This is a genomic window from Arthrobacter humicola (genome assembly GCF_039531445.1).
Classification (GTDB): domain Bacteria; phylum Actinomycetota; class Actinomycetes; order Actinomycetales; family Micrococcaceae; genus Arthrobacter; species Arthrobacter humicola.
In genome coordinates, this window is record NZ_BAAAQB010000008.1 from 111,620 (window position 1) to 130,374 (window position 18,755).

20 protein-coding genes are annotated in these 18,755 nt (G+C 68.2%); 16 read left to right on the forward strand and 4 right to left on the reverse strand.

All coding sequences use genetic code 11. The features are described from left to right. The first annotated feature begins 102 nt into the window (after window positions 1-102). The 6 genes from ABD243_RS03095 (at window position 103) to ABD243_RS03120 (ending at window position 4,948) form a co-directional block, all read left to right on the forward strand. Window positions 103-1,035: an ABC transporter ATP-binding protein gene (locus ABD243_RS03095; protein WP_344361957.1), complete on the forward strand. Its 933-nt coding sequence runs from the start codon at window positions 103-105 to the stop codon at window positions 1,033-1,035. Beyond that, complete coding sequence (locus tag ABD243_RS03100; RefSeq protein WP_344361959.1) at window positions 1,028-2,620, forward strand: ABC transporter permease; 1,593 nt, start codon at window positions 1,028-1,030, stop codon at window positions 2,618-2,620. Before ABD243_RS03095 ends, ABD243_RS03100 begins: the two co-directional genes overlap by 8 nt. 128 nt (window positions 2,621-2,748) lie before the next feature. Then, complete coding sequence (locus tag ABD243_RS03105; protein ID WP_344361962.1) at window positions 2,749-3,480, forward strand: MgtC/SapB family protein; 732 nt, start codon at window positions 2,749-2,751, stop codon at window positions 3,478-3,480. Next, window positions 3,464-3,877 carry a DUF1801 domain-containing protein gene (locus ABD243_RS03110; protein WP_344361964.1) on the forward strand — a complete coding sequence of 138 codons (414 nt, stop codon included), beginning with the start codon at window positions 3,464-3,466 and terminating at the stop codon, window positions 3,875-3,877. The genes ABD243_RS03105 and ABD243_RS03110 overlap by 17 nt, the downstream gene beginning before the upstream one ends. 109 nt (window positions 3,878-3,986) lie before the next feature. Next, window positions 3,987-4,529 carry a GNAT family N-acetyltransferase gene (locus tag ABD243_RS03115; protein WP_344361967.1) on the forward strand — a complete coding sequence of 181 codons (543 nt, stop codon included), beginning with the start codon at window positions 3,987-3,989 and terminating at the stop codon, window positions 4,527-4,529. Beyond that, on the forward strand, window positions 4,529-4,948 hold the full coding sequence (locus ABD243_RS03120) for a VOC family protein (protein WP_344361970.1): 420 nt from the start codon (window positions 4,529-4,531) through the stop codon (window positions 4,946-4,948). Before ABD243_RS03115 ends, ABD243_RS03120 begins: the two co-directional genes overlap by 1 nt. A 13-nt stretch (window positions 4,949-4,961) precedes the next feature. Here ABD243_RS03120 and ABD243_RS03125 read toward each other — a convergent pair whose 3' ends face one another. Continuing rightward, window positions 4,962-5,396 (reverse strand): DUF7144 family membrane protein, encoded by a 435-nt coding sequence (locus ABD243_RS03125; RefSeq protein ID WP_237563235.1) that lies wholly within the window; start codon window positions 5,394-5,396, stop codon window positions 4,962-4,964. A gap of 296 nt (window positions 5,397-5,692) precedes the next feature. On the opposite strand from ABD243_RS03125, the gene ABD243_RS03130 reads away from it, so the two are divergent. The 3 genes from ABD243_RS03130 (at window position 5,693) to trxA (ending at window position 7,550) form a co-directional block, all read left to right on the forward strand. Continuing rightward, window positions 5,693-6,421, forward strand: a complete 729-nt coding sequence (locus ABD243_RS03130; RefSeq protein WP_344361974.1) for a Type 1 glutamine amidotransferase-like domain-containing protein — start codon at window positions 5,693-5,695, stop codon at window positions 6,419-6,421. A gap of 68 nt (window positions 6,422-6,489) precedes the next feature. After that, complete coding sequence (locus ABD243_RS03135) at window positions 6,490-7,035, forward strand: acyl-CoA thioesterase (RefSeq protein WP_116765168.1); 546 nt, start codon at window positions 6,490-6,492, stop codon at window positions 7,033-7,035. A gap of 101 nt (window positions 7,036-7,136) precedes the next feature. Further along, a complete protein-coding gene (trxA, locus tag ABD243_RS03140; protein WP_344361978.1) occupies window positions 7,137-7,550 on the forward strand; it encodes a thioredoxin in 414 nt (137 codons plus the stop codon). Between the two features lie 96 nt (window positions 7,551-7,646). Here the strand turns inward: trxA and ABD243_RS03145 are convergent, their stop codons facing one another. Further along, complete coding sequence (locus ABD243_RS03145) at window positions 7,647-7,925, reverse strand: putative quinol monooxygenase (RefSeq protein WP_344361980.1); 279 nt, start codon at window positions 7,923-7,925, stop codon at window positions 7,647-7,649. Window positions 7,926-8,037: 112 nt separating this feature from the next. Between ABD243_RS03145 and ABD243_RS03150 the strand changes: the two genes are divergently transcribed. Continuing rightward, a complete protein-coding gene (locus ABD243_RS03150) occupies window positions 8,038-9,714 on the forward strand; it encodes an AMP-binding protein (protein ID WP_344361983.1) in 1,677 nt (558 codons plus the stop codon). 90 nt (window positions 9,715-9,804) lie between these two features. Here ABD243_RS03150 and ABD243_RS03155 read toward each other — a convergent pair whose 3' ends face one another. Continuing rightward, entirely contained in the window at window positions 9,805-10,785 is a 981-nt protein-coding gene (locus ABD243_RS03155) for a DNA-3-methyladenine glycosylase family protein (protein WP_344361985.1), read from the reverse strand. Window positions 10,786-10,949: 164 nt separating this feature from the next. Here ABD243_RS03155 and ABD243_RS03160 point away from each other — a divergent pair, with 164 nt between their 5' ends. Then, window positions 10,950-11,366, forward strand: coding sequence for a VOC family protein (locus ABD243_RS03160; RefSeq protein WP_344361988.1), 417 nt, complete (start codon window positions 10,950-10,952; stop codon window positions 11,364-11,366). A 52-nt stretch (window positions 11,367-11,418) separates the two neighbouring features. On the opposite strand, the gene ABD243_RS03165 is transcribed toward ABD243_RS03160, so the two are convergent. Then, a complete protein-coding gene (locus ABD243_RS03165) occupies window positions 11,419-12,588 on the reverse strand; it encodes an SLC13 family permease (protein WP_344361991.1) in 1,170 nt (389 codons plus the stop codon). Window positions 12,589-12,681: 93 nt separating this feature from the next. On the opposite strand from ABD243_RS03165, the gene ABD243_RS03170 reads away from it, so the two are divergent. The 5 genes from ABD243_RS03170 (at window position 12,682) to ABD243_RS03190 (ending at window position 18,751) form a co-directional block, all read left to right on the forward strand. Further along, a complete protein-coding gene (locus ABD243_RS03170; RefSeq protein ID WP_116765161.1) occupies window positions 12,682-14,067 on the forward strand; it encodes a cystathionine beta-synthase in 1,386 nt (461 codons plus the stop codon). A gap of 17 nt (window positions 14,068-14,084) precedes the next feature. Continuing rightward, window positions 14,085-15,293 carry a cystathionine gamma-synthase gene (locus ABD243_RS03175; protein ID WP_344361994.1) on the forward strand — a complete coding sequence of 403 codons (1,209 nt, stop codon included), beginning with the start codon at window positions 14,085-14,087 and terminating at the stop codon, window positions 15,291-15,293. 61 nt (window positions 15,294-15,354) lie between these two features. After that, window positions 15,355-15,900 (forward strand): winged helix-turn-helix transcriptional regulator, encoded by a 546-nt coding sequence (locus tag ABD243_RS03180; protein WP_344361996.1) that lies wholly within the window; start codon window positions 15,355-15,357, stop codon window positions 15,898-15,900. Beyond that, window positions 15,897-17,243, forward strand: a complete 1,347-nt coding sequence (locus ABD243_RS03185) for an MFS transporter (protein WP_344361998.1) — start codon at window positions 15,897-15,899, stop codon at window positions 17,241-17,243. Before ABD243_RS03180 ends, ABD243_RS03185 begins: the two co-directional genes overlap by 4 nt. A 101-nt stretch (window positions 17,244-17,344) precedes the next feature. Continuing rightward, a complete protein-coding gene (locus tag ABD243_RS03190) occupies window positions 17,345-18,751 on the forward strand; it encodes a glycosyltransferase 87 family protein (RefSeq protein WP_344362000.1) in 1,407 nt (468 codons plus the stop codon). Window positions 18,752-18,755 lie beyond the last annotated feature (4 nt).

The following is an 18,755-nucleotide window of genomic DNA, read 5'->3' on the forward strand; positions in this document are numbered from 1 at the left end:
CGCTAGGCTACGTCGCCGGGGTGCAACACGACAGTCCGGCCGCTCGTGAAGGGGTCCTTCGGCCGGGGCGATAGGGTCCGGCCCCGGCGTATCGTGTCCGCTATGACGAGCGTCTTTGAGATGGCCGGGGTTGTGAAGCGGTTTGGGCCGGTGGTTGCCCTCAACGGGCTGGACTTTTCAGTCGAAGAGGGCGAGGTCCACGGTTTCCTGGGCCCCAACGGCTCAGGGAAGTCGACAACCATCCGTCTGCTGCTGGGCATGCTCCGCGCCAACGCGGGCTCCATCCGGGTCATGGGCTTTGACCCGTGGAGCGACGTCGCGCGCCTGCACCGGCGGCTGGCCTACGTCCCCGGGGATGTGGCGTTGTGGCCCAACCTGACCGGCGGTGAAGTGATCGATCTGCTCGGGCGGCTCCAGGGCGGTCAGGACGCGGCCCGGCGGGACCGGCTCCTGGAGGTATTCGACCTCGACCCGACGAAGAAGTCCCGGGCCTATTCCAAAGGCAACCGGCAGAAAGTGGCCCTGATCGCCGCGCTGGCCACCGACGCCGAGCTTTTCCTGCTGGACGAGCCCACCAGCGGCCTGGACCCGCTCATGGAGGACGCCTTCCGCCAATGTGTCCGGGAATTGCGGAATCAGGGCCGCACAGTCCTGCTCAGCAGCCACATCCTGAGTGAGGCCGAGGCGCTTTCGGACCGTGTCAGCATCATCCGTGAGGGCCGGGTGGTGGAGACCGGGCGGCTTGAGGAGCTCCGGCATCTCACCCGGACCTCCGTCACCGCCGACGTCGCGGCCGTACCGGCAGGTTTGGATGCCCTGCCGGGGGTCCACGACGTCGTCGTCACGAACCATCGGGTCAGCGCCCAGGTGGAACCGTCCGGCCTGGCCCCGCTGATGCGGGCCCTGACCGACGCCGGGCTCCTTGCGCTGACCAGCCAGCCGCCAACCCTCGAAGACCTTTTCCTGCGCCACTATGGCGCGGCGGTGCCCGCGGTTGCGGCCGGGGCGAGCACCGGGCGGCCCGGCGATGCGTGAAACGTTGGCGGGCACGGGCGTCCTGATCCGGCTCGGACTCCGGCGCGACCGCTGGCTGCTGCCGGCATGGATCGCCGGATTCGCCGTCACGACCTACTCAACCGCCGCGGCCGGTGCCGAGCTGTACCCCGATGTCGGGAGCCGGGTCGAAGCCGCGACAGCCCTGAACGCCACGGCATCGCTAGTGGCACTATTCGGCAGGGTTTACGACCCCACGTCCCTGGGCGCGCTGTCCCTGATCAAGTACACGGCGTTCATGGCCGCCATCCTCGCCGTCCTCATGGTCTTCATCACCATCCGGCATACGCGCAGCGACGAAGAGTCCGGGCGGCTCGAGCTTCTCGGCGGCGGGCGTCTGGGACGCGACGCACCGCTCGCTGCCGCCCTCGCCATCAGCTTCGGTGCGAGCCTTGTCCTCGGGCTGGTCACGGCCGTGACGTTGGCCGCCGGCGGCCTTCCCGCCGCCGGCTCGCTCGCGTTCGGACTCGGCTGGGCCGCCACCGGCATGGCCTTCAGCGCCGTGGCCGGGGTGACCGCCCAGCTGACTGCCAGTGCGCGGGCCGCCACGGGACTGAGCCTCGGCGTCGTCGCGGTGACCTACGCGCTGCGCGCGGTGGGGGATCTCGCAGAGCCGGGGCCGTCAGCCTTGTCCTGGCTTTCGCCGATCGGCTGGAACCAGCAGATCCGGGCCTTTGCCGGAGACCGGTGGTGGGTGCTAGCCCTGCCGCTGGCACTCTGCGCAGCCCTCGTGCCGGTCGCGCTGGCCCTTCGTGCCCGCCGGGACCTCGGCTCGGGGCTGCGGGAGGAACGCCCCGGCCCGGCGCGCGGCTCACTCAACGGCGTCTGGGACCTCGCCGTGCGACTCCAGCTCCGTCTCCTTGCGGCGTGGGCCGTGGCATTCGTGGCGTTCGGTGTCGTGATCGGGTCGCTGGCCGGCAACGTCACGGACCTGCTGAGTTCCCCCAACGCCCAGGACCTGATCAGGATGCTGGGCGGAACCCAGGCCATGACGGACGCCTTCATCGCCGCAGAGATCAGCATCATGGGACTGCTTGCCGCTGCCTACGGGCTGTCCGCGGCCAGCCGGCTCCGCGACGAGGAAACGGACGGCCACGTGGAGGCGCTGCTGGGCACGGCCACCACCAGGCCTCGGTGGGCAACAAGCCATTTCGCTTTCGCGCTCGCCGGCGTCGCCGTGCTCATGCTGCTGTCCGGATTGTCGGTCGGGGCCGGCGCCGCCATGGTCCTGTCCGACGGAAATCAGCTGGGGCGCATTACGGTGGCCTCCGCCGCGCAGATCCCCGCGGCCTGGGTCATGGCCTCAGTAGTCCTGGCCGTGTTCGGCTGGGCGCCCCGGCTCACCGGGACGGTCTGGGGACTGCTGCTGGTCTTCGTCGCCCTGGGCGAGTTTGGCGTCCTGTGGAACGCCCCGGAGTGGGTGATGGAGCTCTCCCCGTTCCGGCATTCACCACTGCTCCCCTTGGATTCCGACGCCGTCTGGCCCTTGCTGGGACTTACCGTGACCGCCGCGGCGCTCGCCGCGCTCGGCTACACCGGCTGGCGCCGCCGGGACCTGGCCCCATGAGCGGAACCGAACCGCCCCTGTTCCCCGCCCTGTTCCCCATACGGGGGCGGCGGTAGTATCAACTTCGAGAGCCGTTGGCGCACCTCAGAAACGACCGGGCGCCGCTCTCGGGCCGAGTCGGAGGGCGGATGCAGGACGCATACGGGCTATATACCCCGACCACATTGGTGGAAATCGGGCTCCTGCTGGCGACCTTTGTCCTCTGCTCCCTGATTGGCGTCGAGCGGCAGGTCCGGCAAAAGGTCGCGGGCTACCGCACCCACGTCCTGGTCGGCCTCGGATCGTGCACTTTCACTCTCATCTCTGCCTACGGGTTCTCCGCCGCTCTGGCCCCCGGGGCCACCATGGACCCGTCCCGCATTGCCGCCCAAATCGTCAGCGGCATCGGCTTCCTCGGCGCCGGCGTGATCTTCAAGGGACGGAACGTTGTCCGGGGCCTCACAACGGCCGCGAGCATCTGGGTCTCGGCGGCGGTCGGCATGGCGTGCGGTGCCGGGATGCTTTCCCTGGCCCTCTCACTGACCGCATTCCACCTCATCACCTTGTATGTGGTCTCTCCCGTGGTCAGGAAGATACCGACCACGGACGCCCACCGGGTCCTGCACCTTGGCTACGCCGACAACCAGGGCGTGCTCAGGCAGGTGCTGGAGATCGCCACCAACATGGGCTTCAGCTCGTCGATCCTGAGCACCAACAAATCGGGAACCGAACAAAATCCGATCGTCCTCATGGACATCCGCTTCCACGGGCACCTTCCGCTGCGGGAGCTCGTGCCCTATCTCCTGGACGTGCCCGGCGTGAAGAGCGTCACCGTCCGCGGCGCCGACGCGAACGAGGAGGACGATGACGCCAGCGCCTGAGAACTCGGCGCTACGAGACCCCCGGGTTGACGCGTTCATCGGGGCACTGCCGGACTGGCAGCAAGAGATCTGCCGCCAGGTGCGCGAACTTGTCCATGCCGCCGACCCGGCCGTCGCCGAGACCATCAAGCGCACCACTCAGCCCTACTTCGTCCTCGAGGGCAACATTTGCGCCCTCCTGGCGGCCAAGGACCACGTCAACGTCTTCCTCTACGACGGCGGAATCGTCCCGGACCCGGAGGGGATCATCACGGGCGGGCACGACAACAAGACCGCACGCACTATCGCTTTCCGCCAGGGTGAATCCATCCCCGGGCAGGCCCTCACCGCGATGTTCCGGCAGATCATCGCGGACAACCGGGCCGGCGGCTGGCGGAAACTCAAGCCCGGCGGGTGAAGCTGACCGTCGGGTCCGGCCAAGCCAACCGGGGCCGGAGCATGAAGACCATTCCCGCACTGCCGCTCCGTAGATTGAAGCCGTTCGGCATGACGGTTAGAGTCGCCGGATGACCGAGAACAGCATCGCTTTGACGGGCACAGTGCGGGTGCGGGTGCTGCACAGGTCCGACGCCGGTCGGATGGCCGAGGCCTACCTCCGGAACCGGGAGCACTTGGCGCCCTGGGAACCCGTGCGGGCCGAGGAATTTTTCACCGCCGACGGGCAGGCCGCCAGCATCGAGTCCAAACTCGGGTTGTTCATCGCGGGATCGGAAGTCCCGTGGGTTCTCGTGGACGGTTCCCGCATCGTCGGGGTGATGAACCTCAGCGGGATTGTCCGCGGGCCGTTCCTCAGCGCCCACCTCGGCTACTGGGTGGACAAGGACATGACCGGTCAGGGGATTGGCTCGGCCGCCGTGGAATTCGCCGTCGGGGCCGCCCTTACGGAGCTCGGACTGCACCGGTTACAGGCCGCCACCCTCCCGCACAACGCCGCATCCCAGCGAATCCTGAAACGGGCCGGCTTCGAAGAAATCGGCCTGGCCCCTAGGTACCTCCGGATTGCCGGGGCCTGGCAGGACCACGTCCTCTTTCAGCGGATCCTGTTCTGATGACCGCCGTCCCGGGTGCACCCGCGTCCTTTGGTGCCCTGCACCATGTTGAGCTCTGGGTGCCGGACCTTGAACGGGCCAGGGACCAGTGGGGCTGGCTCCTGGGCCGGTTGGGCTACGAGGCCTACCAGGACTGGGATCACGGGTGCAGCTGGCGGCGGGGGTCCACGTATATCGTCGTCGAGCAATCTCCGGCCCTGAACGGGAACGAACACGACCGCACCGCCCCGGGGCTGAACCATCTGGCCTTCAGCGCGGGGACCCGGGAGCAGGTGGACGCCATGGCGGCCGAGGGCCTGAACCTGGGCTGGACCGAACTGTTTCCGGACAAATACCCGCACGCAGGCGGCCCCGGTCACTTCGCCGCCTACCTCGTGAACACGGACGGCTACGAAGTGGAGTTGATTGCGGCCGACTGATCGCGACGGTGCCCTACGGGTTGGTTGGCGGAGGCGCCTGCTCAGCCTTAAGTTCCTCGCCGTGGGCGATGATCGCGTAGATGATCAGCACGTCCATGGCGATGACGATGACGGACCACCACGGCTGCGCCGGAATGAGCATCAGTTGAACGACCGCGCTGAAGCCCGCAACGACAACACCAACGACTCGAGCCCACGTTGCACCGGAGAAGAGCGCGACGGCGGTGAGGATCAAGAGCACCCCGAGAGCTAGATTCCACCAGCCCCACCCCTTCGCGTCGAAGATGAACAGCGTGCCCGGGGTCGCCAAATAGTAGGTGTCAGGACCGGTGAGAGCGACGAGGCCTTGAAGGCCGCTGAAAACGCCGTTGATGATCAGAATGACTCCGGCGAAACGGACCCAACCGGTCCAGCCAGTCGAAGCAACAGGATGATGGGCAGTAGTCATAATGCCGACCGCTTTCCGTTGAATGCTCTGCCGTCGGCCTCATGGTCGGCGCAGTCGTGTCGTGAAACTAGTACCGATTCCGATTATGTTCCTCACCGTCCGTGCCGGTCAATCACTACAGAAACTTTGGAGCCGCCGCGGCGGTCGGCCCGGTTCTGTCCGCGCACCGACGGACTCCGGCGACCCCACCCGCCTCGCCCCGCCGCGTGGGCCGCGAGCAAGTGCGGCGGCGGCCAAAGCTGGTGCAGGCGCGCCGGGCCCATTGCGATTGCTTCGGATCCGGGTACTTTGAAGCCATGACCATCATCCTTGTCGGCGGAGGCCCGGACACCGTGACCATTCCTGCCGTCTTCGACCGGTTCGTCCGGGAACTCCGGCACCGGGCCCCCGGCAGGGTTCCTCGCGTCGCCGTCGTTCTCTTTGACCACGAGGGCAGCTCTGAGTATTTCCTGCCCGCCTATGTTGGGCCGCTGGAATCCCGGATCGACTGCACGGTGCTCCCGGTCCTGCTCCGCTTCAACAAAGAGGCGAATCCGGCCGCGTTCGACGACGTCGACGGCATCGTGGTCGGGGGCGGCCCGACGCCGGCCTATCTGGAAGGCCTCCTGCCGTCCGCGGGGGCCATCCGCCGTGCGGTCTCGGAGGGTGTGCCGTACATGGGGTTCTCCGCCGGGGCGATGGTGGCCCCGGCGCGGGCGATCGTGGGCGGATACCGGATCAGGGGCACCGAAGTCTGCGCGATGGACTTTTCCGAGGGGCTCGAGGAAGTGGAGATCCGCGACGGGCTGGGCCTGGTGCCCTTCGCCGTCGACGTCCATGCCGCGCAGGCCGGAACACTCAGCCGGGCCGTCGGTGCCGTGGCGAAGGGACTCGTGGACCACGCGGCCGCCGTCGATGAAAACACCGCCCTGGTGCTGCACCACGCGGACCTGCAGCAACTCGACGTGATCGGCACCGGGAACTGCTGGACGATCCGCGGCGCCGGACCCAAGGCCACCGTCTCGGTGCTGTCCGCGCACAGCTAGCCTGCGGACGCCGGGCACCTTGGGTCCTACCCCTTGGCACCGTTGTTACTCGCGGGTAACATTGCCCCATGCACCTTCTGCTCCGCACCCTCCTGCTGCTGTTCACGTCCTCGCGCCGCCCACCGCTGAGCATCTGGGACAGTTCGTCCCTGCCGCTGCGCGTGTTGCCCACGGATATCGACATCGCCATGCACGTCAACAACGGCATGTATTTCTCGCTCATGGACCTCGGGCGCTTCGACCTCATGGCCCGCAGTGGAACCTGGAAGAAGATGCGCCGCCGGGGCTGGACGCCCGTGGCCGCGGGGGAAACCATCGCCTTTCGCCGTTCGCTGCAGCTGTGGCAGCAGTACACCATCGAATCCAAGATCATCGGCCTTGACTCAAAAGCCATCTACTTCGAGCAGCGGATGGTGGTGGACGGCGAAGTCTATGCCCGCGCCTACATCGCGACCCGGCTGGTCAGCAAGGGCAAGCCCGTCAGCCAGGAGGAGATCGTCCGCGAATTCGGCGCCCCGCCGGCGGATCTGGAGCTGCCTGAGTGGATCCACGAATGGCGCGAAACCAACGCCCTGCCCGGCGCCAGGCGTCCTGCCCCGCATGCCTGGGCCTGACGGGTGCGCCCGCCGGCCAGGCAGGCGCTCCCGCTTTGGCCCGGATGTGCCAACAGCGAAATGCCGGGGACAATCCCGGACTGCTCCCGTACCGTTGACTCATGGCTACCGTAGACATCACAGGTGAACAGTTCGCATCGACCGTCGAGGATAACGACATCGTCCTCGTCGATTTCTGGGCCGAATGGTGCGGCCCGTGCAAGCAGTTTGGCCCCACGTACTCAGCAGTCTCCGAGAAGCACCCGGACGTGGTCTTCTCCAAGGTGGACACCGAGGCCGAGCAGCAGCTCGCTGCCGAGGCCGGCATCACCTCGATCCCCACGCTGATGGCCTTCCGCGAAAAGGTCCTGGTGTTCTCGCAGCCCGGCGCCCTGAACGCCCAGCAGCTGGAGCAGGTGGTGGACGCCGTCAAGGCCCTGGACATGGAAGAAGTCCACGCGCATGTTGCCCGCTCCCAGGCCGAGGCCGCTGCCTCGGCGCCCAAGCAGGACGGCACCCAGATCCCGGACGCCTAAACCTCCACAAACGCAAGCAACGCGGGGTCACTCCGAGCCCATAAATCCTTCAAGGATGGGCGCGGAGTGACCCCGCGTTGTCGTTGGAGTGGTGGGTCAGAGCTTTTCGAGGATGACCGGCTCGGCCAGTAGCGCGCTGAGGGACTCATTCAGGTCCTGCACGGCCGTGCCCTTGGAGTGCTTGTCCAGGTCCTCCTGGCTTGCCCACCGTTCGGTCAGCACGAGTTTGTCCTCGTTGGCCTCGGTGAGCTCGTAGCGGATACAACCGGGCTCGTTGACCACCTCGTCAATCGCGATCTCCAGCGCGAGCTTCACGCGGAAGAATTCGCCGTCGTTGGGGATGAAGGTGGCCAGGAGGTCAATTGGTGCGCTCATGGCAATTACCCTACCGGGCGTCCGCGCCGGCGCCGGAAGATGACCGGAAAATTTCATAGGACTTCCAAGCTTTGCTCTTCTCTTGCCTCCGCGCACAAGGTAGCGTCACACCATGCTTGCTTACACAGGCGGGGACACTGACGTCCCGCTGCTCGAGGAAACCATTGGCGCGAACTTCGAACGGATCGCGGCGCGGTTCCCGTATCACGATGCCCTGATCGAGGCGGCCGCAGTGCCCGGCGAAGAGGCCCGGCGGTGGAGCTATACCAAGCTGAACGACGACGTCGACCGCCTGGCGCGAGCGCTCCTGGCCCTGGGCGTCGCGAAGGGCGAGCGGATCGGCATCTGGAGTCCCAACTGTGCCGAGTGGACCATCCTGCAGTACGCGACAGCGAAGACCGGGGCGATCCTGGTCAACGTCAACCCCGCCTACCGCAGCCATGAGCTCGAGTTCGTGGTCAAACAGAGCGGCATGCGGATGCTGGTCATGGCGCCGTCAGATAGGAACAGCGACTACACCGGCATGGCACGCCAGGCGTTGGCAGCCTGCCCGGAGCTGCGCGAGCTCGTCTTCCTCCCGGACGCCGGCGCGGAAGGTCTCACCGCCGGCGAACCCGAGCACGAGGCGGAGCGGACATACGCCGAACTGCTCAAGCGGGCTGACGACGTCGCGCACTCCGCGCTGCAGGCGCGCATGGCGGCGCTGGACCCGCACGACCCCATCAACCTGCAGTACACCTCCGGCACCACGGGCTTCCCCAAGGGCGCCACGCTGACGCACCACAACATCCTCAACAACGGCTATTCCATCGGCGAACAACTCGGCTACACCGAACACGACCGCGTCGTGATCCCGGTGCCGTTCTATCACTGCTTCGGAATGGTGATCGGGAACCTGGCGGCGCTCAGCCATGGCGCCGCCACGATCATCCCCGGCCGGTCGTTCTCACCGGCCGCGGCACTGGAAGCCGTGCAGGACTTCGGCGGAACGTCCCTCTACGGGGTGCCCACCATGTTCATCGCCGAGCTCGCCCTGCCGGACTTCACCTCCTACGACCTCTCGACCCTGCGCACGGGCGTCATGGCCGGATCACTGTGCCCGATCGAGGTGATGAACCGGGTCATCTCCGAAATGAACATGAAAGACGTCGCCATTTGCTACGGGATGACGGAGACCTCGCCGGTGTCCACGATGACCCGGAGCGTGGACACAGTGGCCCAGCGGACCGAGACCGTGGGCCGGACCATGCCGAACCTGGAGAGCAGGATCGTGGACCCGGTCACGGGGGAGGTGCTGGAGCGCGGCGGGATCGGCGAACTCTGCACGCGCGGCTACGCCGTGATGCTGGGGTACTGGAACCAGCCGGACAAGACCGCCGAAGCGATCGACGCCGAGGGGTGGATGCACACCGGGGACCTCGCCCGGATGGACCAGGACGGGTATGTGGTGATCGAAGGCCGTATCAAGGACATGGTGATCCGCGGCGGTGAGAACGTCTATCCGCGCGAAATCGAGGAATTCCTCTACACCCATCCGGACATTCAGGACGTGCAGGTGATCGGCATCCCGGACGCCAAGTACGGCGAGGAACTGATGGCCTGCGTCATCATGAAGCCCGGGGCTGCGCCGCTGGATGCCGCCGGCCTGGCCGAGTTCTGCCGGGGCAAGCTGGCGCACTTCAAGATTCCGCGCTACGTCGACGTCCGGGAAAGCTTCCCCATGACCGTCTCCGGCAAGATCCGCAAGGTGGACATGCGCCAGGAGGCCGCGGCCCGCCTGGGACTCTAACCGCGTTGCTGGTGGTGGCCGGGTCGGGCGTGTTGTTTTAGGGCGGGGTGCCCCCGGAACGCGGCCAGCCCCGCTGGTGGGAGGACGGGACTAGTGCCCACGGTGGTCCTGGATGGTCATCCGCGGGCCAAAGGTCGGTTTGCGGAAGCCGCTGAGTCCGATCATCCGGACCACCCGCTGCCGGTGCCCTGCCCAGGGCGCCAGAAGCCTGAGCATGCCGGCGTCGTCCGTCCGGCGACCGGTCAGGGCAGCGCCGACGTAGGCCGCGAGGTGGTAGTCGCCCACCGCGATCGAGTCCGGGCAGCCGTGCGTGCGTTGCACCACCTCGGCGGCCGTCCACACTCCAATCCCCGGGATGGTTTGCAGTTTCGCCGCTGCTTCCGCGGCGGGGAGGTCGGCGAGCCGCTCCAGCGCGGCGGCGGAGCGCAGCGCACGCATGACGGTCGCCGAGCGCTGCGGACCCACCCCGGCCTTATGCCATTCCCAGGACGGAATGCGCAGCCACTGGCCGGGCGTGGGCTGGAGCATGAGGTTGGCCGGGGCCACCGTCCCGGCGCCCGGGGCAGCTGTCCCGAAGCGGTACGTCAGGTACCGGTATCCCCGGCGGGCCTCAATGACGGTGACCTTCTGCTCCAGGATGGTCGGCACGAGCGCGTCGACCATCCGTCCGGTGGCGGGCAGCCGGACGGTGAGGTTGCGGCGCCGGGCTTCGACGACCATGCGGGGGAGCGTGGCGTGGAAGGCCGGCTCATCAAAAGCCGTCCAGTCGTCGTCACGGCCCAGCATGCGCGGAACGGAGGCCGCGGCGTCGGCGGCGCCGGGGCCCCAGGACTGGACATCGACGGCGGGATCGGTCCGGGGCCCGGAGGACACGAGCCGAAGCGACGCCGGGCCGGCCGGCGTCGTGAACGCAAACCACACGGCGCCCGGTGATGTGCGGATGGAAGGGTCCCCCTGCCCCCTCAGCAGCGGCCCGACCGTCTGCATCAGGTCGAAGGGGCCGCCGGGCCGCCACCGCAAAGAGGCGTCCGCCGCGGCGGCATGGCCGGCGGGAACGTCTGCGAGGGTCATCCGAATATGTTCCCACGCCGGACGGACAGCCCCCGCACCGGAGGTTCCGGCAGGTGAGCCAAACGGCCCTAAATCTGCGCGGTTTCCGGGGCTAGAATCCGGCTGGGACACCCATGCGGTGGTCCCGCCGTTGGCCCGGGCCCTGGGGCCGCCAGGAGCAGATCATGGCCGGTGGAGTGGTGCATTTCGAGATTCCCGCAGACGACGAGGATCGGGCGCGGGAGTTCTACAGTTCAATCTTCGGCTGGGGTTTCCAGGTCATGCCCGAAATGGAGTACAGCCTGGCCATGACGACCCCGATGGACGAGCACGGCCGGCCCGCCGTCACCGGGTCCATCAACGGCGCGTTGTTCCGGCGCGGGGACCTTACGGCGCCGGTTGTCACGATCGACGTCGACGACATCGATGCCGCACTGGCGAGCATCGCCGCCCGCGGCGGGTCCGTGGTCCGTGAAAAGCTGGAGGTCCCGGGGATGGGATGGAACGCCTATTTCAAGGACAGTGAAGGCAACGTGGTGGGGTTGTGGCAGAACGCGGTGCCGGCGGCCGGCGCGGACCCGGGGAATGACATCGGCGCCTGAGTGGCGTACTCATGTGCCGGGTTGACCGATTCCGGCAGGCGGCCGCAGCAGGTCAGTGCATCCCTGTGCTGAGCCAGAGCGCCAGGACTGCCAGCGGGATTACCAGGACGACGGCGACGACGCCTGCCACGGCGAAGCCGCCCCAGCGGATGTCCACGTTGAGTGCGCGGAGCCGCTCGTGCCACAGCAGCGTGGCCAGCGAAGCCCAAGGGGTGACCAGCGGACCCAGGTTCACTCCGATCAGCAGCGCCGCCAGCCGGGCCGGGGAGCCGCCCACCGGTTCCAGGGCCAGGTAGGCAGGCAGGTTGTTGACGGCGTTGGCGGCCCCGGTGCCCAGCCCGGCGAGCTGCAGGAGCGCCGGCAGGCTGTCCCCGGTGCCGGCAATCCCGGTCAGGAAGCGGGTGAGCCCGTTCGCGTGCAGGGTCTCCACCACCATGAACAGGCCCGAGGTGAGCATGAGCGGCCGCCACGGAATCATGGACCAGCGCAGGGCGGAGCGGCGCCGCCAAAGGAACAGCAGGAGCAGGACGGCCGCCGCCGCGATCGCCGGGATCTGCACCGGAATCCCGGAAACCAGCGCCGGCAGCAGGACCACCATCACCCCGGACGCCGCGTACAGCAGCACCCGGTCCCGCACTTTGTGGATCGGCTGCGGCCCGTAGCGGCCGCGCAGATCCTTCCGGAACGCCAGCCACAGGAGCACCAGCGGCACGAGGATGCCCACCACGGCCGGCGCCCACACCAGCGAGGCGAACGCGGCGGGGCTCAGTTTGAGCCGGTCCTGCGCCAGCAGGTTGGTCAGGTTGGAGACCGGCAGCAGCAGCGACGCCGTGTTCGCCAGCCAGACCGTGGTCATGGCAAACGGCAGCGCCGGAATCCGGGCATGAACGGCCAGCAGCACGACGACGGGCGTCACCAGTACCGCCGTCGTATCCAGCGACAAGAACACCGTGGACACGGTGGCGAGGGCGATCACGAGCAGCCACAACAGAAACACCCGGCCACGGCCCAGGGCGGCCAGCCGCTCCGTCACCACGCGGAAGAGCCCGGCGTCATCCACCAGCTCCGTGACCAGGGACATTGCCACGACAAACGCCAGAACCGGCACAGTCCGCGCCGCCAGCTCGTCGAACGCCTGGACCGGCAGCAGCCCCGACGCCAGCGCCGCGCACCCTGCCAGCAGCATGCCCGCCGGCAGCGCATAGCTCTTGAACCTCTTCATCCGGGCGATCCACTTCACCGCCCAATCGTCGCACCTCAAGGGGACGGGACTGCGCCGACGTGCCCGTCCGCCGGAGACGGTAACTTGGTACCTATGAAGTACGCCCCGTCCGTTCTGGACCTCATCGGCCATACACCGCTCGTCAAGCTCAACCACGTGACCGACGGCATTGCAGCCACCGTCCTGGTGAAACTGGAATACCTGAACCCCGGCGGTTCGATCAAGGACCGCATCGCGGTCAAGATGATCGAGGAGGCCGAACGGACGGGCAAACTCCTGCCCGGCGGCACGATCGTGGAACCCACCTCGGGCAACACCGGCGTCGGCCTGGCGCTCGTGGCGCAGCAGAAGGGCTACCGCTGCATCTTCGTCGTGCCGGACAAGGTCGGCGAAGACAAGCGGGCCGTGCTCCAGGCGTACGGCGCCGAAGTGGTGGTCACCCCCACCGCCGTCCCGCCGGACAGCCCGCAAAGCTACTACGGCGTCTCCGACCGGCTCGTCACCGAAATCCCCGGAGCCTACAAGCCGGACCAGTTCTCCAACCCGGCCGCCCCGGCAAGCCACTACGAAACCACCGGACCCGAGATCTGGAACGACACCGACGGCCGGATCACGCACTGCGTGATCGGCGCCGGCACCGGCGGCACCATCACCGGCACCGGCCGGTACCTGAAGGAAGTCTCCGCCGGACGGCCCGAGGCCGAGGGCGGCGTCGTCAAGATCATCGGCGCCGATCCCGCCGGCTCGGTCTACTCCGGCGGCACGGGCCGCCCCTACTTTGTCGAGGGCGTCGGCGAGGACATGTGGCCGGCCAACTACGACAAGTCCATCCCGGACGACGTCATTGCCGTCAGCGACGCCGACTCCTTCGCGATGACGCGCCGGCTGGCCCGCGAAGAAGGCCTGCTGGTGGGCGGGTCCTCGGGCATGGCCGTCGTGGCCGCGCTGGAGGTCGCCAGGGACCTCCCTGCGGACGCCGTCGTGGTGGTCATCCTGCCGGACTCCGGACGCGGCTACCTCGCGAAGATCTTCAACGACCAGTGGATGCGCTCCTACGGCTTCCTGGCCGGCGGGGACGAGGCCTCGGTGGGCGAGATCCTCAAGGCCAAGACCGGGGAACTCCCGGACCTCGTCCACATCCACCCGAACGAGAGCGTCCGCGATGTCATCAACATCATGAACGAGTTCGGCGTCTCGCACATCCCCGTCCTGTCCCAGGAACCGCCCGTCGTGATGGGCGAGGTCCTTGGCGCCGTGGACGAACGCACGCTCACGGCCAAGCTCTTCCGGGGCGAGGCCAAGCTCTCGGACAAGATCTCCGAACACATGGAGGCCCGGCTGCCCGTGATCGGCTCCCTCGAATCGATCTCGACCGCCCGCGAACTCCTCTCCGACGCCGACACCCTCATGGTGACGTTCGTCGGCGCTCCGGTGGGAATCCTGACCCGCCACGACCTCCTCGCCTACCTCAGCAACTGACCAGTTCAAGGAGTCCCATGTCTCTGCCAGAAAGCTCTTCCGCGAAGAAGACCGGCTTCAACACCCGCGCCGTGCACGCCGGCCAGGCCTTCGAGCCGCGCACCGGCGCCGTGGTGCCTCCCGTGCACTTCTCCTCCACCTACGCGCAGGACGGGATCGGCGGACTGCGCGCCGGCTACGAATACGGCCGCGGCACCAACCCCACCCGCGATGCCCTGCAGGAGCAGCTGGCCGCGCTGGAGGGCGGGACCGCCGCATTCTCCTTCAGCTCGGGTCTGGCGGCCGAGGACTCCATGATCCGTGCCCTGACCCGGCCCGGTGACCACATCGTGCTCGGCAACGACGCCTACGGCGGCACCTACCGGCTCATCAGCCGGGTCCTGGGCGAGTGGGGCATCGGCAACACCCCGGTGGACATGTCCGACCTTGACGCCGTCGCCAAGGCCGTGGCCGCCGGCGGTGCTGCCGACGGCGGCGGCAAGACCCGTCTGGTGTGGGTGGAGACGCCGTCGAACCCGATGATGAAGATCACCGACATCGAGGCCCTCGCCGCAGTGGCGCACGACGCCGGTGCCCTCCTCGTCGTGGACAACACCTTCGCCTCGCCGTACCTGCAGAACCCGCTGGCCCTCGGCGCCGACGTCGTGGTGCACTCCACCACCAAATACATCGGCGGACACTCCGACGTCGTCGGCGGCGCGATCGTGGTGAACGACCCGGAGCTGGCCGAGAAGATCGGCTTCGTCCAGTTCGCCGTCGGCGCCGTGTCAGGTCCGATGGACGCCTTCCTCACCACCCGCGGCCTGAAAACCCTCGGCGTGCGCATGGACCGGCACAGCGACAACGCCCAGGCCGTCGCGGAATGGCTGCTCGAACGCCCCGAAGTGGAGGCCGTGCTGTACCCGGGACTGCCCTCCCACCCGGGCCACGAGCTCGCCAGGAAGCAGATGAAGAAATTCGGCGGCATGATCTCCGTGCAGTTCAAGGGCGGCGAGGCCGCGGCACGCAAGGTGGCCGAATCGACGTCCGTGTTCACCCTGGCCGAGTCCCTGGGCGGGATCGAATCGCTCATGAACTACCCCTCCGAAATGACGCACGCCTCGGTCAAGGGCACCGAACTGGCGGTCCCGGTCAACCTGATCCGGCTCTCGTGCGGCATCGAGGACGTCGAGGACCTCATCGCCGACCTCGACGCCGCGCTTTCCGCCCTGGACGGCGGCAGCTAGCCACCCGTTCCCGCAGTGCCGACCCTAGCTTTCTCTAAGAGAGTCAGCTAGGGTTGGCTGCATGGCACTCCGATCCGACTGGTCCCAGCGGACCTGCAGCATGGCCCGCGGCCTCGACATCCTCGGCGATCCCTGGAGCATGCTCGTCCTGCGCGAGGTCTTCTTCGGCAACGGCCGCTTCGAGGCCATGAAGCAGCGGCTCGGAGCAGCCGATTCCGTGCTCACCAAGCGGCTCGGCGGGCTCGTCGACGCCGGGCTGCTCACCCGGCGGCCCTACGACGACGGCGGCCGCACCCGCCAGGAATACGTCCTCACCACCAAGGGCGAGGACGCCCTGCCGGTGCTCAACGCCGTCGTCATCTGGGCCGAAAAGCACCTCCCGGCCCCTTCCGAGCAGGCGCACATGTTCGTCATTCACAACGGCTGCGGGGCGAGGACCTCCTCTGCGGACACCTGTACTGCCTGCGGGGAGCGGCTGACGGCCGGGAACACGAGCTGGCACAGCCTGACCCGCACCGCCGACCCCGTGCCGCTGGCCTCGGCCCGCGCGCAGACCCCGATCCCCGGCCGGCCCAAGTCCCAGCCCCAGAACGGAACCGCCGCATGAGCGCCCCCCAAGACACTCTGACCCCCGCGCCCGTCCGCCGCCGGATCCACCCGGCGTGGGGCGTGGCCGCCGTGGCCTTCCTCGCGCTCGTCGGCGCGGCCGGGTTCCGTGCCGCCCCGGGCGTGCTTATGGTGCCACTGCAGAACGAGTTCGGCTGGTCCACGACCGTGCTCTCTGCCGCGGTCAGCATCAACCTCGTACTGTTCGGGCTCACGGCACCGTTCGCTGCGGCCCTCATGGAACGCTTCGGCATCCGCGCCGTCACCGCCGTGGCCCTGATCCTGATCGGCGCCGGCAGCGCGCTGACGGTCCTCGTGAACCAGTCCTGGCAGATCCTGCTGACGTGGGGGCTGCTGATCGGACTCGGCACCGGGTCCATGGCACTGGTCTTCGCCACCACCGTCGCCAACACGTGGTTCGCCAAGAGCCGGGGCCTGGTGATCGGCATCCTCACCGCCGGCAGCGCCGCCGGGCAGCTCGTATTCCTGCCCTTCATTGCGCTCCTGGCCCAGGACCCGGGCTGGCGCCAGGCCTCGCTCCTCATCGGTGCCGGCGCGCTCGCGGTAGTGCCGCTCGTGCTGAAGTTCCTGAAGAACTCACCGGCCGACGTCGGCGTGCTGCCTTACGGGGCCACGCCGCCGGCCGCCGACGGGACCTCCGATGAGACTGCCGGGCCCGAGACCGCCGCGCCGGAAGCCGCCGAACCCAGCCGCAACGCGGCCGTCCGAGCCTTGCAGGTCCTCAAGCGGGCCAGCAAGGTCCGTACCTTCTGGGCCCTCGTGGCCGGCTTCGCGATCTGCGGCGCAACCACCAACGGGCTGATCGGCACCCACTTCATCCCCTCGGCCCACGACCACGGCATGCCGGAAACCACCGCGGCGGGCCTGCTCGCCGTCGTCGGGCTCTTCGACATCGTCGGAACCATCGCCTCCGGCTGGCTCACGGACCGCTTCAACCCCCGGATCCTGCTCGCGGTGTACTACCAGTTCCGCGGTATCGGGCTGCTGGTCCTGCCCTTGCTGCTCAGCGCCACGGTGCAGCCCAGCATGATCGTGTTCGTCGTCATCTACGGCCTGGACTGGGTGGCCACGGTGCCGCCCACCGCCGCGATCTGCCGCCAGGTGTTCGGCGCCGACGGCAGCGTCGTGTTCGGCTGGGTGTTCGCCGCCCACCAGCTTGGCGCGGCCGCTGCCGCCTTGGCGGCCGGAGCCGTCCGGGACGCCACCGGCCAGTACACCTACGCCTGGTTCGCCGCCGCCGCGATGTGCACGATCGCCGCCGTCATCAGCGCCACCATCCGCAAGGACGCCAGAAAGACGGACACGGTCCCGGCTGCGGCGTAGCTGTTCTGTAGACTGACCCGACAGCGAGGGCGCGTTTCGGCCGCCCGGACGGAACCGACCATTCGGCAAGCGTCTACACCAGCAGCCCGATTGGGGAATTCATGTCAGTGCTCGATTCCGAAGACCGCCCGGCGCAGCCGGACCCGAAACCGCCCCTCCCGATACGGCCCGTCCCGAAACCGCTGAGCGCGACACAACCGGTCCGGATACTGCTGTGGCTCTCCGTCATAGTGGCCATCGCTGCCGTCGGCTACTTCATCTGGGTGTCGCTCGGGGTCTGGGCCAAGCACGGACTGGACTTCAGCGTCTACTGGTACGGCGGGAAAATCCTCAACGACGCCGGCGCCGCGCCGTCGGACCTGTACGCGGGAAACGTGGACTGGGCCGGGGGCCCGGGGCTGAAGTTCACGTATCCGCCGTTCGCCGCCTTGCTCTTCAGCTTCTTGGCCCGGCTGCCGCAGGTGACCGCGCTGACACTGTTCAATACCGCCGGCGCCGTCGTCGGCATCCTGGCCGCCGTCCGCACGGTCCGTTACTGGAACGCCAAAACCAATTGGCGGGCCACCTTCCGGTCCCCGCGCAACTGCTGGGCCGCCGCCGTCGTGGTCCTGGCGTTGCTGAATCTCGGTCCGTGGCGCGAGACCCTGGTGTTCGGCCAGATCAATATCCTGCTGATGGGCCTGATGGCCGCGGACCTGCTGGCCCGGAACTCGCGCTGGACCCGCGGCGTCCCCGGCAGCGGCTTCCTGGTGGGGGTCGCCGCCGGCATCAAGCTGACGCCCTTGGTGTTCGGCCTGTACTACGTGGTCCGCAAGGACTGGCGCGGACTGTGCAACATGGCCGCCGGCTTCACTGTCACGGTGGTGATCGGCTGGCTGCTGCGTCCCGTCGAGTCCTTGCAGTTCTGGCTCCAGATGCTGCCGGACACCTCCCGGATGGGCGGAGCGGGCTATGTGGACAACCTGTCCCTCAAGGGCGCGCTGCTGCACTTCGGCGTTCCGGAACCGCTCGTCACCGTGCCGTGGCTCGTGCTGAGCCTGGCGGTCGTGGCCCTGGGCGCAGGAGTCATCAAGGCCGCCAGCGACCAGGGCGCCCGGGTCGTCGCTGTTGCGGCGACGGCGCTGACCATGCTGTTGATCAGCCCGGTCTCCTGGTCCCATCACTGGGTGTGGGTCGCGGCGGTCTTCCCGGCCTTCGCCTGGACCCTGCGCGAAACCCCCCGCCGCTACGCCCGGATGCGCTGGACCATGGGCGGGGTGCTGGGCGTTTCGATCCTGGTGTTCCTGTTCTCACCGAAGACCATCGGCACGGCGCTGGGCGCGCAGAACCTCGACCTCCAGACACCGGGCCTGTGGATCATGGCCTCCAGCGCCGGGGTGTTCTGCGCCGTGGCCCTCCTGGTCTGCTGGCTCGTCGCCCTGCGCCGGGACTCGGTGGCGCCGCAGCTTGACCTTGCTTCCATGCCTGCCGCCGAAGTGGACGTCCGGACCTCCGCGGTCTCCTCGTAGCTGC